Raw genomic sequence first — 17,739 nt, forward strand, 5'->3', positions numbered from 1 at the left:
TGTTTGGCGGGATACGTTCCCGCCAAACAGCTGTTGTTTTGATTATCCCTTTCCTTGCTCTCTCACGTCGTCATTACTGATTTTCTTTTTCTCCCGCTGTTCGAACATCGATCCGAATTCCCAGTTGAGCGTAATCTTCAGCGCCTGGTTGTAATACCTGTTCAGCACTCCTGAACGGAAGGATGCCGCGTGTATGTATTCTTTTTGCCGGATGGTCTGGTTAAACGGATTGATCGCTGCCAGGGTAACGGTCATCCGGGTGGCTTTGATTTCCTTCTTGGCGGAGAAGCTGTAGTAGAACCGTGGAGTTTTATGTCCCTGGAGGGTAACGATGCGGGTATCGTATTCGCCGAAGGCCTGCAGGCTGACAGCACCGGGAAGTTTATACAGTGCGTTAAGATTAAAGTCGGCCGCCCATCCGGTGTTGACGATCATCAGCGCATTGCTTTCGAAGTTGAGATGGTTGATGTTGACATTACTGTTGAGGCTCCAGTTGGGAGCGGGGCTTACAGAGCCGCTCAGGTTAATTCCGTATTGGGTGTTGCCTGCCAGGTTTTCCTTGCGGGTGGTGGCGATGCCGGCTGCATTGGTGGTGGTCAGGTCGATGATAGTGTTGTCAGTTTTCTTCAGGAACGCGGCGGCATTGATAAACGTGCCGGCGGGGGACGTCCAGCCGTAGGACAGTTCTCCCTGGTGCATTGTTTCCGGCCGCAGCTGCGGATTGCCCACGGTGATGTTGCGTGGATCGCTGGCGTTGGCGTTAGGGTTCAGGTCCCAGATATACGGCCGGGTGAGGCGCTGTGTATAGCTGAGGGTGATGGTCTGCGCTTCATTCAGTTTTTTGCTGATGTTGGCCGTAGGGATGAAGTTGAGGAAATCGTTCGAGAAAGCCGAGCCGGGTGCATTGAACCTGCCTTTGATGTGCGTGTTTTCCAGCCGGGAGCCGGCTTCTGCGTTCCAGCCGCGGGGTAGTTTCATTTTCAGCAGCAGGTAGCCGGCGAGGACATCCTGTGAGTAGATGAAATTGTCGGAGCGGTCCTGCTGCGGTACCATGGCGGCCGGCGGCGGTCCGTCTGCTGCCCGTACCTGGTATTGTTTGTCGGCATGCCGGAAGATGGATTTCAGCCCGCTTTGTAACGTATACCTGCCATCTCTGGTAAGCGGGTGCGTGTAGTCTGCCTGGAAGGTCCATTCCCGGTTCGTAGTGCGGTTAACGTTATCTTCCCGGTAGCGGATTTTATCGTCGCTGTGTTGCTCGCTGTTGTAAGAGGTATTTTCTTTGGAAGGGGAGAACTGCGCCAGCAGGGTAATTTCCTGTCTGTCTCTCTTCAGTCTGCGCGTATAGCCGAGCGCGATATCGGCGCCGGTGAACTTCTCTTTTGATCTTACCTGTTGCTGGTATTGATCGGTGGTGGTGCCGTCGGGCAGGGTGATGAGCGTATGCTGGCGGCTGTTGTCCGGCCAGTTGCCCAGCCAGCCGTTGACGGACAGGGAGATTTCGCTGAGGGAGTCCGGCAGGAGGCCGAGCGCCAGTTCCCCGGAGCTGTGCGGCATGATATTATTGCGGCGTGTTTCCTGGCGGATGACCATCGTAGGCTGACCTTTATCCAGTACGGTCCTTTCCATTTCGGCGGAGGATTTGTCCTGCAGGCGGTGGAGGTGCCCGTGCAGGCTCATGTTCCACTTGTTCCGCGACAGGGAGATACGGGGATTGAAGGCCTGTTCCCGGTTGCTGGCCATCGCTTCCAGGTTGCCGCTGAAGCTTTTATTGCCTTTTTTGGTGATGATGTTGATCACGCCGGCGGCGCCTTCCGCATCGTACCGGGCGGAGGGGGAGGTGATGATTTCTACCGAGCGGATGATATTGGCCGGCATCATGTTGAGTGCATCGGCCGGGCTGCGGGCGATTTGTCCGGAGTATTTTCCGTCGATCAGTATTTTGAGCGTGCCGCTGCCCCGCATGGTGACGTTGCCCTGCGGGTCCACGTTCAGCGCCGGTGCTTTGCGGAGCACGTCGGCTGCGGTGCCGCCGCGGTTGCTGATGTCGCTTTCGGCGTTATAGACCAGCATCCCCGGTTTCTGCTCTATCAGCTGCCGCCGGGAGATCACCTGTATGCCGCTCAGCTGCACGGTGCTGCCGCTCAGGAAAACAGTGTCCAGCTGATGGGTAGTTTTGTCTTTATCGATCAGCAGCGGCCGGCTGACGGGGCGGTACCCCACGGAGGAGAGCACCAGCTGGTAGCGGCCGGCTTTGGGCAGCGACATTTTAAAGGCGCCGTTTTCGCCGCTGTAAGCCGAGGCGGCAGGCGTTTGCTGTTCGTCGGTAATACCGATGGTGACATAGGGAATGACCTGCCGGGAGGCGGAATCCGCCACTACACCACGTACCGTATAGGCGACGGGGTTAGTCTGCGCAAAAGCGCCGGTTGAAAAAGGGATAACTATCCATAGAAGATATCCTATTGATTTCCTAAACATGCTACAGTAACATAAATTGGTCAGCTGCAAAGATCAGCAGCGCAGGAAACGGACCGTTTATGTAAAGCGGAGAAAGATTTGCGAAAAAGGGAAATGATGGATGAGCGGTAAGCGGAAGGTTTGTAAGCGCCCCGCTTACAAACCTCTATTGCACGCCTGATGCCAACAGGGTAAATTTCTTTTCGGTACAGTCTACCTCCGCCAGCACCCCGTAAGGGAGGGTAAATGAAGGACAGGTATGGCCGAAGTCCATTTGGGTAACCACCACCATGTCTGTTAACCTTTCTTCCCGCAGTACCTGCAGAATGGCGGTTTCATATTCCGTCGCATATTGATTATCATAAGGGCGGCCCAGCAGGATGGCCTTCGCTTTCCGGAGGATACCCAGCGCGGCATAGTTTCTCATCCAGTAGCGGAGGAGTTCCGGGCGGGCCATTTCTTCAGATGTTTCGAAAAACAGAATGCTGTCATTCCAGTGCTCCTCTTCCGGCCACCAGGCCGTGCCCTTCAAAAACTCCAGCACGTCGAGGCAGCCGCCGATGAGCCGGCCCTGTACCACGCCTTCGCCTTGCAGGAACTTCCATCCGGTGTGGGGTTGCATCTTTCTTTTAACGTCCTGCAAAGAGGGATCGAACCATTCCAGCCGCTCGGAGGTCCAGCCGCCGCTAGGCAGGATGGGGCGTACGGGTGCGCCGGAGAAGAAAGTCTGCCTGAAATCCTCTACCTGGTAGGGATGCATGCCACCATTCTCTGCGAAGCCTACCAGCAGGGAGGTACCATAAAAGGAGGTGAGTCCTGCCTTGAGGCAGAGCAGGTGCGTGATGGTGCTGTCGGAGAAACCAAGGAATATTTTAGGATTGTTCCTGATAACATCTATATCTACATACTTCAGTGTCCGGATGCTATCTTCCCCGCCGATATTGGAAATAATGGCTTTAATGGATTTGTCGGCGAAAGCCTCCATGAGATCTTCCGCTCTTGCCTGCGGGTTTTCGTAGATCCATTGCGCGGGCCGGAGGGCATTTTTTGTTTCGGTAACGGTAAGGCCAAACTGTTGCTGCAATTGTTCTTTGCCTTTCCTGTACCGGTGCGGCAGTTCTCCCGCTCCGCCCCAGGAGAGGGAAATAGTGGCAACTTTGTCGCCGGCCGCCAGCCGGGCAGGCCTGATTAAGTTCATATTTTTTTATTTGAGTATTTAGCTATTGAATGCTGCAAGATATATTTTTTTGATTATCCGGTCTTTCGTTGATCTTGCCGTTATATGCCGTATATTTACTATCGGTTTACACAGGCCAGGCTTATGAGTATCATTCTTTCACCCGGACGTTATTTTGGTAAGGAGCAGCAGTTCAACGAAAACGCTTTCTTCAAGCTGAACATCACGGCTTACCAGCCGGATACGCATATTGGCGCGCATTACCACGAAAATGCTTACCTGAGTCTTTTGGTGGCGGGCGGTTATCATGAGGTGAGCCGCCGTACCGACGAGGTGTTACCCGGGCAGCTGCTGTTCAGGCCTGCGGGGTATACGCATGCCAACCATTTCCGGGAAGTGCCGGGCCGTTGCCTGAATATCGAGTTTAAGCCATCGGGGATAGAAGCGCTGACGCTGAAGGGCTCCCTTCCGCAGCAACTGATGATTTACAAGCCGGGTGTTTTCAATGAACTGTACCAGCTGCTATATGCATTTTTGAAGAAGCCTGCCGACTGTTTGCCGGAAGAGTATATCGTCAACTGGCTGTCTGCCGTCACAGAGGTGAAGATCGCCAGCCGTCTGCCTTGGCTTACGCAGGCCAGGGAGATCCTGCAAAATGAATTTGATACGCATCATACCATTCAGTCTATTGCCAGCAGGGTGTTTGTACATCCGATATACCTGGCGCGGGCTTTCCGTGAGAAGGAAGGAATGACCGTAGGGGCGTACCAGTTAAAAATGCGGGCAGAGAAAGCGATGGAACTGCTGTTTACCACCCGGCTGCCCGTTACGGACATCGCCTTTTCCGCCGGATTTTCCGATACCTCGCACCTGATAAGGGTATTCCGCTCTTTTTACCGTTGCACGCCTCATCAGTTCCGGCGGCAACTGAATGGTTAATCTGATACTATTTTTTGTCTTCCCTCCGGCGTTACTTTGTGAAAAAAAAGAACATGCGCCGACTTATCGCCCTTTTATATTTGTTTTCTCCGTTATGGCTTGCTGCCCAGCAAAAGGTGGACTACCAGCTGCAGGTACAGGCCGACCTGGGGAAAAAGACCTTCGCCGTACAGGGTAGCCTTTCGTTTGAAACGACTGCAGCTACCACCGATTCTGTTAAAATCATGATCAGCAGGGGAAGGGGCCCGGCTAAACTGCAACTACAGGGGGGCGTTGCCGCCACAATGGATACAAGTCTCAGCTCCTCCGGTGATATTCTCTATCACTGGCATTTTAAAAGGCCAGTACCTGCCGGCACCCGCCTGCAGTACACCTACGCCTACGAGCGTGGCGATGCCCCCACTTTTCAATATTATGTCGACAGCAGCTTTTGTATGGCCGGCGGTTATGGTTCCGCATGGTACCCGCAGGTGATGGTGCGCGCCAACGACGGCACGGACGATTACATGCGGGGCACCGGTACTCTGCGGGTGACAGTGCCGCAGCCGTTGATGGCCGTTATGGCAGCTGCAACCGTCAAAGCCACGAAGGGTGACGGTACACAGACTTACGAGTTTCATTACGCGCAGCCTGATATCTTCTCCCTGTATATCGGAAAATATACCCGGCAGGAGTCTTCCGGTAAAATACCGTTTTACACTTACAGCCTGAGTAAGGCGATCAACGGAGAAGAGATCTCCCGTAAAGCCTCCTCGGTGCTGGCGTTCCTGACCGGTGAATTCGGGCCGCTGACGATCCCTAACTTTTCTGTGATCGAATTTCCAGAAGCGGTGTCTGAGCTGACAGGCATTGGCGGCGCCAGCATCCTCGGCGGCGTGGTGATGCCTACCGGGGCGCTGCGGGAGTTCAACTATGCGTTGTTTGGCCACGAGATAGGGCATCAGTGGTGGGGCAATAAAGTCCTGTCCAAAGGGAGCATGGGGGCTGAGATGATGTCCGAAGCGATGGCCCAGTATGGCTCGCTGCAGGTAGTGGAGCATTTCGATAGTGCACGCGCCATCCTTTACCGTAAAAAAGGCTACCCCGGCTACCTGTCGGACCAGAGCGGCCTGGGATATCTTAAAAATGCAGCAGCCGGTAACGATGAGCCGCTGGCCACCCTCAGCAGCAAAAACGGCCATATTCTGGGCGACAGCAAAGGCTTTATGGCGCTGGAACTGCTGGCCTCCGTAGTAGGAAAGCCGGTGTTTCACAAAGCGCTGCGCACTATCGGGGACAAGTACAGCCATGACGGCATCACCTGGCAGGATTTTTTACAGGAGATAGCCACCGCACACGGCAGCAGCCTCGATTGGTTTTACCGCCAGTGGTTTGACCGTACCGGCGCGCCGGCCTGGGAGAACAGCTGGAAACAGCAGGGGAACACACTGCAGCTGACCGTTACCCAGAAAGACAGTTTATACCGGCTGCCGCTGGAAGTGCTGGTAGTATATCGTGGTGGTAAAACTTCTCTACAACATATCACCGTAGAAGCGCGTACCAGCCAGGTGCAGCTGCCGGTGAACGGTATCGTGGATTCCGTTCAGATAGATCCTTACTTTAAGGTGCTGCACTGGGACGAGGCGCTGACACCTATCGCTATGGCCCAGTCGAAAGTAGCGCGGGTATACAACCTGCGCATACAACAGAAACCGGAGGAAGCGCTGGCGCTGGCAAAATCCTATTTGGCCGAAGGCATCCCCGACGATCAGTACGGCGTGGAGTTTGGCCTGTACTATATGATGGGCCGTATTACCGCCATCCAGAACAAACCGGATGAGGCGGTCCGCTGGTACCAACATGCGTTGCAGAGTGCCACCCGTTCACGGGAGCTGCTGGCGTATACCTATTACCGTATTGCGCAACTGGCAGCCGCCAAACACGATAACGCCCTGCTGGAATGGGCCTGCAACAATGCCGTTACTGCCGATGCCGCCAATCAGAAAATAGATGGCATGGAAACCAAAGTACAACTGCTCAGAAAATAATGGCATGCCGGCGGGCATCCGCAACACACGGACGCCCGCCGTTTCATTGAATAGCTTCAGGCTGTTCTGAAACTGAGCTGGTACATCCTGCCATGGTCCAGTAGTTTCACTTCCTGTTCCCGCATATTGCCCGGTACCAGTTCCAGCGGCGCCAGCGCCCTCAACGCTTCGCTGCTGCTGTTGTTGAGATAGCCTTTTAGAGATGGGATACTCCTGTATTGTTTTCGTATATGCGGCGTCGTTTCATCGATGATAACAATACGGCTGCCGCGGCGGGCTACCCGCACCATCTCCCGGATGGCCCGCACGCGGTTGTCGAAGAAATGCAGCCCCCCTGCATGAAATACACAGTCAAACGTATGGTCTTTGAAGGGGAGATATTCTGCATTGCCCCTGAAAAGTTGTGCCGTACGGTTCCATTTGGTCATATTGCGGGCGGCCTGCCGCAACATGCCGCCGGAGATGTCCAGTCCGTAGTAATCGCCAAAGCCGGGGAGGGCTTTGATGTTCCAGCCACTGCCCACGGAGGTCTCCAGTATTTTAAAGCCTGGTTTTACTTCCACGTCGGCCAGCCATTCCCGCCGGAGCTTTTCCATGTCTACAAAAAGCGAAACGACCCGTTCAGCGATATCGTTAAAAGGGCTGAGATTATCGTATAGGCGTTGATGTTTTTTATTCATGCCGCCGATCTTTTCCAGTGCCAGGAAATCGGGGATACCGTTGACCACAGGGATACGGTTGCCCGAAACATCTTCCAGGTGCTGTTCTCCCACCGGATGTAAAGACTGATGGTTATATGGGTTAATTAACATTGCTGCCAGTTCCCGGATGTTCATGTCTTTTAATTTGTTCTGCAAAACAATACTATCCCGGGGGGACGGGAAATAGCATCCACGCAGGAGGCAGTGTATTGTCGGTGAACGGCAGGTTTTTACCGGCGACGGATGGCCGCTTTCTTTTGTCTGATTCCCTTTTTTTTGCCGGAACAATCAATCACTTTTAGGACGACCTGTGACCTCATTGGCTTGTCAGCCTGGAGCATTGAGCACAGATGAAACTTTAGTGCTTCCATTTCAGCAGTTCCAGGAAAGGATCGCCGGAGATCCCCAGCAGGTGGCAAAAAGCTGCTTCCGTATTATATCCCTGCTCTTTCAGGGAGATGACCTGCCGTCTGAAGTCTTCCCCTTGCTGTTGCAGGATAGCCGCTTCGATCAGCAGATGGCGGTAGGCCATTTGTTCCTTTACCGGGATGGCCTGGCCAAATACCTCGACCGGCTGTTCGTCTACCGTAAAGTTAGCCACCACGGCAGGTACCTCCCGGATGGTTATCTCCCGGAGGGCAAAGCCGGGGTAGTGTTGGAATAATTGTCCCAGGTTGTCGATAAACAGCGCTTTGTTATCAAAACAGCAAATGATATCGATGTCGCTGCCGGCGGTGTGCACCCTTATGGGAATGCTGCCGGCGAAGACGGGGGAGAAGGCGCTCAGGCCGGAGAGCAGCTGCCGGCGGGTCAGCAGATCGTATACCTGCTGATGGAAGGCCGGTCCGTTTTTCAGATAAGCGATATCGGTAAAATCATGCATAAGCGCAAAGATAATGGCATCGCAGCGTCGTAACAAGAACGGGCGGTCGTCGTTGCCGGCCTGGCGGATATCTCCATGGAGGCGTTGCCGCTTTTATTCCGTAAAATTGTACAGGAAAAAAATAGTTGTCAATTTTCCGGTTGTCCGGCGGAAAGGGTAATCCTACTTTTGTCGGGAAATCAATACAATACACCATGCAATTGAGCTTTGACAGGATGTACCAGGCTTCGCTGGAGAAAGATGTGGCTTTTGAAGGCGTATTTTTTACGGCGGTCAAAACGACCGGCATTTTCTGCCGGCCTTCTTGTCGCGCCCGGAAGCCGAAGCCGGAGAACATTGAGTTCTTTCCCACGTCCAAAGAATGCATCCTGAAAGGATACCGGCCTTGTAAGGTATGCCGGCCGCTGGAGCAGCTGGACCAGACGCCGGACAATATCCGGCAGTTGCTGCAGGACCTGGCTGACGAACCGGGGCGGAAAATAACAGATGCAGACCTGCTGCAGCGGGGCATAGCGCCGCACCAGATACGGCGTTGGTTCCTGAAGAACCACGGCATTACTTTTCAGGCTTACCAGCGGATGTTCCGTATCAATACGGCGTTTAAAAAGATACAGCAGGGCGAGTCCGTCAGCGGCGCCGCTTTTGACGCCGGATTTGAATCGCTGAGCGGTTTCGGGGACTCTTTCAGGAACATCTTCGGAGTGTCTCCCAAAAAAAGCAAAGCACAACGGGTAATTGACCTGAAACGGCTGGAAACGCCGCTGGGCACTATGTACGCCTGTGCCGTAGAAGAAGGGGTGTGCCTGCTGGAGTTCACTGACCGGAAAATGCTGGAAACAGAATTCCTTTACCTGTCCCGGGTGTTGAACGCTACCATCGTGCAGGGCCACAATCCCCACTTTGCCACGCTGGAAGCCCAGCTGAAAGCGTATTTCGATGGACGGCGGAAATCCTTTACCGTTCCGTTGTATATGCCGGGATCTGCCTTTCAGCAGTCCGTATGGCGTGTATTGCAGGAGGTGCCCTATGGCGTCACCCGCTCTTATAAAGACCAGGCAGTGGCGCTGGGAAAGCCGGAAGCTATCCGCGCAGTGGCCAATGCCAATGGTATGAATAAAATCTCTATCCTCGTTCCCTGTCACCGCATCATCGGGGCCGACGGTTCTATGACCGGCTATGGTGGCGGTATCTGGCGCAAACAATGGCTGCTGGAATTTGAGAAGAACAACGCCCGCTAACTTTTTCCTTTTTATTTTATGATTATCACTACTTCCACCATCAACAGGTGGTACGCGCTGCTTATTGTCCTGACAGCGCCCCTGTTGTACGTTATCGACATTTTTATCATCAACATCGCCATTCCTGTTATCAAAGGCAGTCTGCATGCCACCGACGGCGAAGTGCAGCTGGTGATTGCCGCTTACCTGCTGGGCAGCGCCTGTTTCCTGATCACCGGCGGCAGGGCGGGTGATTATCTCGGCAAGAAAAAAGTGTTCTTTCTTGGAATGGGTTGGTTTACCCTTACCTCCTGTATCTGTGGACTGGCACAGACGCCGTTACAGTTGAATATTGCCCGTTTTTTCCAGGGGGTGAGTTCCGCGTTTATGGTCACGCAGTCCATTTCGTTGATACAGGTATTGTTTCCCGTAGCTGAAGAGCGGGCCAAAGCCATCGGCTGGTATGGCATTACGCTGAGCATTGCGGCTATTATCGGGCAGATGCTGGGCGGCTACCTGGCGGAGACGCACGGCGTCATTGAAGGGTGGCGGCTGACCTTCTTTATTAACCTGCCGGTAGGTATTGCTGCTATGTGGGCGATCCATCGTTACCTGCCGGAAACAGGCAGGACGGTAGGCGTGAAATTCGATTATGCCGGGGCGGTGGTGCTGACAGGGGCGTTGGGCTGCCTCATTTACGCCATCACGGAAGGGCGGGAGCAGCATTGGCCGGCATGGAGTTTTGTGCTGCTGGCGTTGTTCGTGGTACTGTCACTGGTATTTGTACGGATACAGCAGGTAAGACAGGAAGATAAAAGTGCGCTGATCAATCTTAGGTTGTTTAAACAGCCGGCGTTTAACATCGGGTTGCTGGCGGTGTTGTTTCATTTTATGCTGCATACGGCCTACCTGCTGATGATGGCGGTATACCTGCAAAGTGGCCTGGGACTGTCGGCGCTGGCTTGCGGGGCAGGTTTTATCCCGCATGCGTTGTTGTTTATGCTGTCGTCTGTGGTGGCTTCCCGGTTGCTGGTGAGGTATGGCAGGAAGGTATTACTGGCAGGACTGCTGATGATCTTAATGTCCTTTGTTGTGCAATTTTCAGGTGTCGATGATGCTGCCGGCACCATCTCGCTGATAGCGTTGTACGGGCTGGGTAATGGGATGGTGTTGCCTTTCCTGCTGAACATCGTGCTGGATAAAGTGCCGGTGGAAGATGCCGGCGCTGCTTCCGGTATTTTCTCCACTTTTCAGCAGACGGCGTCGGGGCTGGGCATCAGTATTATCGGCGGTGTGTTTTTCGCTGCGCTGGCATCGGATACACACCCGGACGCCTATACGGAGGCGCTGCAATATGGCTTGGGAGCGGGAATGGCCTGCCTGCTGGTCGTTGCTGCCATGTTGTATTGCCTGCCGCAAAATCGCACTGACAGTTGAGCGTAAATAAATTATTTTATTTGATGATCCTGTCTTAAATTACAGGATCATCAATACAACCAAAATAGCTGGACCTTTACTTCCAAACAGTGAATTATAATCCCGTGCAAACATTACCGGCGTGAACAATGGAAAGGGTAATAGTGGCTGTTAACCTTATTGAGTATTACCATCAGCACTGCTACTGACGGGCCTGTAAGCAGGCTGCGGGAAGTTCTGTGCATTGAAAAATCGTATAAGCAAAGCTGTTAGTCTGCAACCATCAAATTGCGATCCAATGAAAAAAGCACACCTTATCTTTATGCTCATGGCTGCCATGGCCATTTCGTCCTGCGCTAAAAATATGCAGGACGCCCTTCCTGCCGATGCCGCTTCCGGTAATGATAAAAAGGCATCGCTTGTTCCTCCCGCTTCCAGTTACGCCGTAGCGCTGGCCGGCAACGGTTTTGTGACCACGCTGCCGGCAGGCGGCGCGGAAGTGATCACCGACAACGGCCTGGGTAACTGGACCAACGCCAACAGTGTCACCAGCGCTTATTTCCGGCTGGGGCAAACCGGCCAGCTGAATGTGGCCGTGCGGATGAAAGTACCTTCCGGCACTAGCACCATCAAAGTGACGATCAACGGTACCGCTTTCAATAAAACGGTTACCGGTACCGCCTATACGGACTTCACGATCGGTACGGTGAATGTTACAGGTGTGGGATATGTAAAGGTAGACCTGCAGGGTGTCAATAAAACCGGCAGCTACTTTGGCGATGTGTCCCATATCATCATCAGTGGCAGCGCCACAGCCAACAACGTAGTGTACGCCAACGACGCCGCGAACTATTACTGGTCCAGGCGCGGTCCTTCCGTGCACCTGAATTATCCTATTCCTGCCGGAGTGGACGCCGAATGGTTTTATAATGAAGTGACCGTGCCGGCAGGCGAAGACAAGATCGGTTCTTACTTTATGAGCAATGGTTTTAACGGCGGTTATTTCGGTATACAGGTGAACAGCGCCACTGAAAGAAGGGTGTTGTTTTCCATCTGGGACCCCGCCATAGGCAAGACGACGCTGGTGCGCAAAGGGCCGGGCGTAGTGGACAATGCTTTCGGCGGCGAAGGTACCGGCGGCCAAAGTTACCTGGTATTTAACTGGTCCGTAGGCACCACCTACAAGTTCCTGACGCGTATCCTACCGGATGGCGCCGGAGCTACCAATTTCTCTGCGTGGGTATTTACACCGGAAACCGGTACATGGCGTTTTATTGCCACCTGGAAGCGACCTAATACCAACACCTATCACGCAGGGTTGTATTCTTTCCTCGAAAATTTCAGCGATAAAAACGGGTACCTCGGCCGGAGCGGCCAGTATAACAATCAGTGGGTACGTTCCACCGCCGGCGTGTGGACGGAGATCACCAGCGCCAAATTTACGGCTGATGCCACCGCTACCAGCGACCAGCGCAGGGATTATGCCGGCGGCGTAGATAATGCCACCGGGCGGTTCTTCCTGAAAAACGGCGGGTTCTTCGCCGATTATGTAAACTACAATACTACTTTTACGCGCACCGCCACAGGGGTAGCGCCAACAGTGAACCTGAACACCTTACCCTGATTGCCGCCGGCTTTGCTTATTGAACGGGCGTCTTAATGGCGCCCGTTTTTTTATGCCGGTAAATCTTTCCGCATACACACGCTGTTGTCTACGCCGATGTACTGGCCGTAGTTGTCCGTGATGGCGTAACCGCTTTTCCGATAGAGCGCGATGGCTTCGGGCTGTTTTTTGCCTGTTTCCAGTACGCAGGCGTTGTAGCCGAGTTCCTGTGCCCATTTTTCCAGTTCCCGCAGCACTTCACCGGCGAGACCGCGGCCGCGATAACCGGGATGCACAAACATGCGCTTTACTTCCGCCTGTTGTTCAGAAAACGGCTTGATGGCGCCACAGGCCACCGGCTGGCCGTCGAGGTAACCTACCACCACCTGTTTGATGAGATCTGTTTTGTTGAATTGGGCGTAGAAGGCATGGTCGCTGCCGTCGCGGACAGCCAGGTCCTGGTCCAGTAACCGTACCAGCGATACGAAGTCAGGATGACCGGAGTCTGTTCTGATAAGTTGTAGCATAGATAGTTCGTTGAACGGGCCATGAAGATACAACATTTCGTTTCCGCTGTCAAAGGAGGAACGGGATCAGTTTACGTGTCCGTTGCCGGTAGGCCGCGTAGGCGCCGGGGAAAAGTTCGTTGAGCAGCGTTTCTTCCCGGGTGATTTTCAGGTATAACCCCAGCGCGCAAACGACGGTGACGACGATGGCCGCTCCTCCGCCGGTGACGAGGCTGGTGCCCGTCAACGCCATCAGGAAGCCGGTATAGATGGGATGCCTTACCACGCGGTATGGCCCTTTGGTGACCAGCTCGTGGTCTCTTTTGGCGGCTACACCGCCGCTCCAGTTAACGCCGAGGAGTAACCGGGACCAGATACACAGCCCGATACCGGCGATACACAATAAAACGCCTGTCGCCTGCAGCGACCACCACGCCGGCAGCAGGCGGGCGCCTGTCAACAGCGGAAGGTACAGCCCTGTAAAAATGAGCACGTAGCCGGTGGCGGCCAGCCAGCGCTGGCGGTTCGTTCTGAACTGTATGTTTTCCCTGGTACGGTTCCGGAGGGCGAGCCAGCAACAGATGAATATGATCCAGCAGCAGAGGGTGATCCAGGTGAAGAGGGCCGGGTTGTTCATGAATATAGGACGGTTTTTTTTCAGACGCTGAAGGTACAGCGGATGACGGATATACAGGCTATTCATTTTATTCATTTTTGCGATGGTTGTCTATGGAAAAAAGAATAATTGGCATGCGTGAAAAAAGTTTATATTTGGTTAGTTATGTTAACTTTTTCGGATGCAGTGTAGTTGTTTGGTAACCATTTATTAACCACATTTTCTTGTTATGCCTTTGATGGTATCGCTGATATTATCGTTGCTGGATTAGCACATTGTCTGAGGCCGGTCGCTTGTATGTGCCGCGTTTTCGCTGGTGTTATGGAAGTTTACCCTGATCGTATATCTATGAAGAAAGCTGTTTTCGTTTTCATTGTTGTTTTTTGTGTTGTTGCCCGTCTTGCGGCGCAACAGGCGTCGTTGCCAGTGGATGTGTCCCGGCTGGAGTTCAAAGCGCGCCAGTCATTGCCGGTAGCGCCTGAGGCGGCGCAGCTGGGGAAATATGGTAACGTGCCTGTGAGTTTATTTACCGGTACTCCGCAGATCAGTATTCCGCTGTATGCGTTCAAAGGGCAGCAGCTGGAATTGCCTGTAAGCCTCGGTTATAATAACAGCGGGTTTAAGCCGGGAGAAGTGGCCACCTGGGTAGGAATGGGCTGGTCTCTGAATGCCGGTGGTGTGATCACGCGAGGGGTGATGGGTAATCCCGACATCCCGGAGAACTATTATAATAACGGCCCGCTGGTAGTGCCGTCCAGTTCCGATGTATTTGCGTACCAGGATTTCCTGCGACAGATGAAGATGGAAGTGCGCGACCTGCAACCGGATGTTTACTATTATAATTTCGCTGGCAGAGCGGGGAAATTTATGGTATTGCCGGATAAAAGCATCGTAAAAAAGGAGCGGGATAATCTCACGATTCGTTTTAACTATCCGGATGAGTTTATTATTACCGATGAAAACGGAACGGTCTTCCGGTTTGCCGATCCGGAAAGGACGACGATGGACCTCATGGACGATGCCGAGCCGGATGCGCCGCCGCGCAGATATTATCAATACAATTCCAGCTGGTACCTGACCAGTATGATGGCCCCAAATGCTATGGAGAGCCTTAATTTTACCTATCAGACAACAGCTGAAGGGGCCATCACGGAAGAAATCTCCAGGAACAAATCGGTGACACTGAGTATTATCCGGACGCAGGTACAGCCGCCGCAATCGGGATATGAGGAGCAGTTGAGCAGCTTTACCGCTTCGCCGCCTTTCATTAGGGCCCAGCGTAAATTTTTGACGGGCATCAGCTATCAAAGAAATGGTATCCAGGTGGGAAGCATTCAGCTGGAGTCTGTGGAAGACCGACCGGATTCGAATTTCCCGCATGACAGGCTGCTGAAAAAAATCAATATTTATGCAACACTGAACGGTGCTGATAAGCTGGTAAAGCAATATAGTCTTGGCTATGGTTTCTTCCAGAATCCGGGGAATACTTATTCAAAGAAACGGCTTCATCTGGATACACTGGCAGAAGTGGCCCCAGTGGCCCCAGTGGCCGGTGTGGCGGCGCCTCCGCCATATCTGTTTACCTATTATGAAATGGATAGTAATATGCCTGAAAGGTTTACAGCTTCGTTGGACCACTGGGGATATTATAACGCCAGCGGTAATACCAGCCTGGTACCAAATATAACGTTCCCCAATGGCAGGGTGGTAGGTAACGGAGCAAACAGGGAACCTCGTTTCGAAGGGGCTGTTCAGGGCGTATTGTCGCGGATCACTTATCCAACCGGTGGTTATACTACCTTTACTTACGAGGACCATGAGGCGTTGCTGAGTGATGATTCCTCCTCGCGCAAAGTCGGCGGCCTCCGGATCCGCGAAATCACGGATTATTCGTATGTCAACAAAAAAGGGACGGTGAAGCGGTATGAATACCTGCAGGAGAACGGCAGAACGAGCGGCCGCAGCGACAATAACTTCCCCCGTTACGATGTCACCACAACCATGCACCGCTGGCCGCCGCCGATTGTTAACCCCGGCACAGAGGACCAGGGGACGGCAAATTATACCGTTTCTGCTAACGCGGTATATGGAATGGGATCTGTGCAGGGCTCACCCATCGGTTACAACCGCGTTACGGAATACCAGTTCGATTTTAACAATTCCCAGCCGTTGGGAAAGACCGTCTACCAGTACCATATAGAGAGTATCAACCAGTTTGATGATCACTTGGGTAACGGAGACCTGGAAAAGAAATCGGTATACGACAATAAAGGAAACCTGCTCAGTGAACTGACCAATACGTATGTTTATCAGATCATTGGAAACGTTCCGCAGACAAGGGTGAAGGTGAAGGATGCGCAGGACAATCTTATCCAGTGGTGCAAGAAACAGGATGCGAACGGTCTGTTCACCTATGAGGGAAGGGGTACGTGGAAGTCCATGAGCGACTGTATAGATACTCGCACCTACTATAAGATCCTGTATGCCGATGGTTATGCCATCTGGGCACAGCAAAAGCAACTGGTGCAGCAGCAGGAAAAGACGTATGACCAGTTGACCGGTGCTTACCTCACCAGTGTGCGGAAAATGGTCTATGGCAGTGATAAACATACTTTTCCTACGCAGATCACAGATCAAACGACCAATAACGAAGAGCTGGTGACAGTGAAGAAATATGCCGGTGACTACACGGGCGTTAATGGCTCCACGGCCGGTATTTTGGCGTTGGTCAATGCAGGAATGCCCGGAACAGAGATCGAGCGTATCCAGTATCGCCAGAATGCCGGCGGCGCCAATAAAAAGCTTATCAGCGGACTTCTGACGTACTATGACAATTACCTGCCGGTACAGACTTTCCGGCTGGAGGCTGCCAATGCGCCCGGTACGTGGACGACTTCTTCCTGGAGCGGTAACAACCTGGTGACGGACAGCCGTTACAAGCCATTGGCCACCTTCAGATATTCCTTTGGCCAGGTGGTAGAGCAAAGTAAAGACAAAGATGCTGTGCAATCCTTTGTAAGGGACTACCCTGACCGCTATCCAACGATGGCGGCCATGAATGCGGGTATCAATGAAATTGCCTATACCGGATTTGAAACAGACGGGCTGTATGGGGGAAGCTGGGTAAATACCGGTGGCCTGTTCGATGCTACCCTGGCCCACACGGGAAAGCGGTCGCTGAAATTTCCTGCGTCCGCGTCTGTTCAGTGTACACTGGGAAGCGCCGTGGCCAGGCCGATGATCGTCAGTTACTGGTCCAGAGGGGGAGCGTTGACCGTTACGCAAAATAGCGCTACCAGTATACCGTTGTCGGCAACAGGTATTACCCGTAATGGCTGGACGCTTTACCTGCATCGCCTCTCCGGCACCACATCGGTGGTACGGCTGGGTGGCGCGAATGTTTGGGTGGATGATATAAGGATATACCCCGCTGATGCACAGGTGACCTCCTACAGCTACGAACCGGGCGTGGGCATTACCAGCACGACCTCCCCGGATAATATCACCACCTTTTATGAATACGACGGGTTGAACCGGCTGATGAATATCCGGGATGACAAAGGCAATATCCTTCAGAATTTTGTGTATAACTACGGGCCGGGCGCTCCTATGACGCCGGGGACTCCCACGCTCTTTTACAACGTGGAGGCGTCCCGGGCGTTTGTAAAGAATGACTGTACACAGGGGGAGCCCACTACAGTAACATACGCAGTGAAATATGGCAGCTATATATCGGCAGTAAGCCAGGCTGATGCGGATGCCAAGGCCACGGCCGAAATCAATGCCAAAGGGCAGGCTTACGCCAACGCACAAGGGAAATGTTTATTCTACAACGTATACCGCTATCAGAATTTCTTTAAAAATGACTGTGCGCCGGACATCGGTAAAATCTATAAGTATGAAGTGCCAGCCCGCAAATGGTCCAGTCCCGTGAGCCAGGCAGCCGCCGATCAGCTGGCGCAGGATGATATTGATGCCAACGGGCAGGCTGCCGCCAACAAATACGGGTCCTGCGCCTGCTCGGGCGAAGGGAAGAAGTTTATCAACGGTGTATGTGAGACGGGGACTATGTACTACCTGTCGAGCGTGCCGGAGAACGGGCAATACCGCTGTACCTATGAGTATCAGTTCAGCGACGGAACTACCAGCGGAACTTATACCAAATTGTCACCCACTAACTGTGTTAATCCCTGATAC

The 17,739-nt window shown here is 53.2% G+C and carries 12 protein-coding genes; 6 read left to right on the forward strand and 6 right to left on the reverse strand.

Translation table 11 applies throughout. The annotated features are described in order from the left end of the window. Nucleotides 1–42: 42 nt before the first annotated feature. Together HF324_RS14025 and HF324_RS14030 are read right to left on the reverse strand one after the other, a co-directional pair. Nucleotides 43–2,478 (reverse strand): TonB-dependent receptor, encoded by a 2,436-nt coding sequence (locus tag HF324_RS14025; RefSeq protein ID WP_168860078.1) that lies wholly within the window; start codon nt 2,476–2,478, stop codon nt 43–45. A gap of 145 nt (nt 2,479–2,623) precedes the next feature. Next, a complete protein-coding gene (locus tag HF324_RS14030) occupies nt 2,624–3,655 on the reverse strand; it encodes a S66 family peptidase (RefSeq protein ID WP_168860079.1) in 1,032 nt (343 codons plus the stop codon). Between the two features lie 123 nt (nt 3,656–3,778). Between HF324_RS14030 and HF324_RS14035 the strand changes: the two genes are divergently transcribed. After that, entirely contained in the window at nt 3,779–4,573 is a 795-nt protein-coding gene (locus HF324_RS14035; protein ID WP_168803067.1) for a helix-turn-helix transcriptional regulator, read from the forward strand. 53 nt (nt 4,574–4,626) lie between these two features. Beyond that, complete coding sequence (locus tag HF324_RS14040) at nt 4,627–6,600, forward strand: M1 family aminopeptidase (RefSeq protein ID WP_168803068.1); 1,974 nt, start codon at nt 4,627–4,629, stop codon at nt 6,598–6,600. 56 nt (nt 6,601–6,656) lie between these two features. Here HF324_RS14040 and HF324_RS14045 read toward each other — a convergent pair whose 3' ends face one another. Then, nucleotides 6,657–7,436, reverse strand: coding sequence for a class I SAM-dependent methyltransferase (locus HF324_RS14045; RefSeq protein WP_168860080.1), 780 nt, complete (start codon nt 7,434–7,436; stop codon nt 6,657–6,659). A gap of 223 nt (nt 7,437–7,659) precedes the next feature. Next, nucleotides 7,660–8,184, reverse strand: coding sequence for a DUF4269 domain-containing protein (locus HF324_RS14050; RefSeq protein ID WP_168803070.1), 525 nt, complete (start codon nt 8,182–8,184; stop codon nt 7,660–7,662). Between the two features lie 194 nt (nt 8,185–8,378). Here HF324_RS14050 and HF324_RS14055 point away from each other — a divergent pair, with 194 nt between their 5' ends. From HF324_RS14055 to HF324_RS14065, 3 genes are all read left to right on the forward strand, one after another. Next, nucleotides 8,379–9,422, forward strand: coding sequence for a bifunctional transcriptional activator/DNA repair enzyme AdaA (locus HF324_RS14055; RefSeq protein ID WP_168860081.1), 1,044 nt, complete (start codon nt 8,379–8,381; stop codon nt 9,420–9,422). 18 nt (nt 9,423–9,440) lie between these two features. Then, on the forward strand, nt 9,441–10,838 hold the full coding sequence (locus tag HF324_RS14060; protein ID WP_168860082.1) for an MFS transporter: 1,398 nt from the start codon (nt 9,441–9,443) through the stop codon (nt 10,836–10,838). A 277-nt stretch (nt 10,839–11,115) separates the two neighbouring features. After that, the gene (locus tag HF324_RS14065; RefSeq protein WP_168860083.1) at nt 11,116–12,441 is read left to right on the forward strand and encodes a DUF3472 domain-containing protein; all 1,326 of its coding nucleotides are present in this window, start codon (nt 11,116–11,118) and stop codon (nt 12,439–12,441) included. A 50-nt stretch (nt 12,442–12,491) separates the two neighbouring features. Here the strand turns inward: HF324_RS14065 and HF324_RS14070 are convergent, their stop codons facing one another. Further along, nucleotides 12,492–12,947, reverse strand: a complete 456-nt coding sequence (locus HF324_RS14070; protein ID WP_168803074.1) for a GNAT family N-acetyltransferase — start codon at nt 12,945–12,947, stop codon at nt 12,492–12,494. Between the two features lie 49 nt (nt 12,948–12,996). Then, on the reverse strand, nt 12,997–13,638 hold the full coding sequence (locus HF324_RS14075; protein WP_220100745.1) for a methyltransferase family protein: 642 nt from the start codon (nt 13,636–13,638) through the stop codon (nt 12,997–12,999). 252 nt (nt 13,639–13,890) lie between these two features. Here HF324_RS14075 and HF324_RS14080 point away from each other — a divergent pair, with 252 nt between their 5' ends. Further along, a complete protein-coding gene (locus HF324_RS14080; protein ID WP_168860084.1) occupies nt 13,891–17,736 on the forward strand; it encodes a DUF5977 domain-containing protein in 3,846 nt (1,281 codons plus the stop codon). Nucleotides 17,737–17,739: the final 3 nt, after the last annotated feature.

The organism is Chitinophaga oryzae (assembly GCF_012516375.2).
Lineage (GTDB): Bacteria > Bacteroidota > Bacteroidia > Chitinophagales > Chitinophagaceae > Chitinophaga > Chitinophaga oryzae.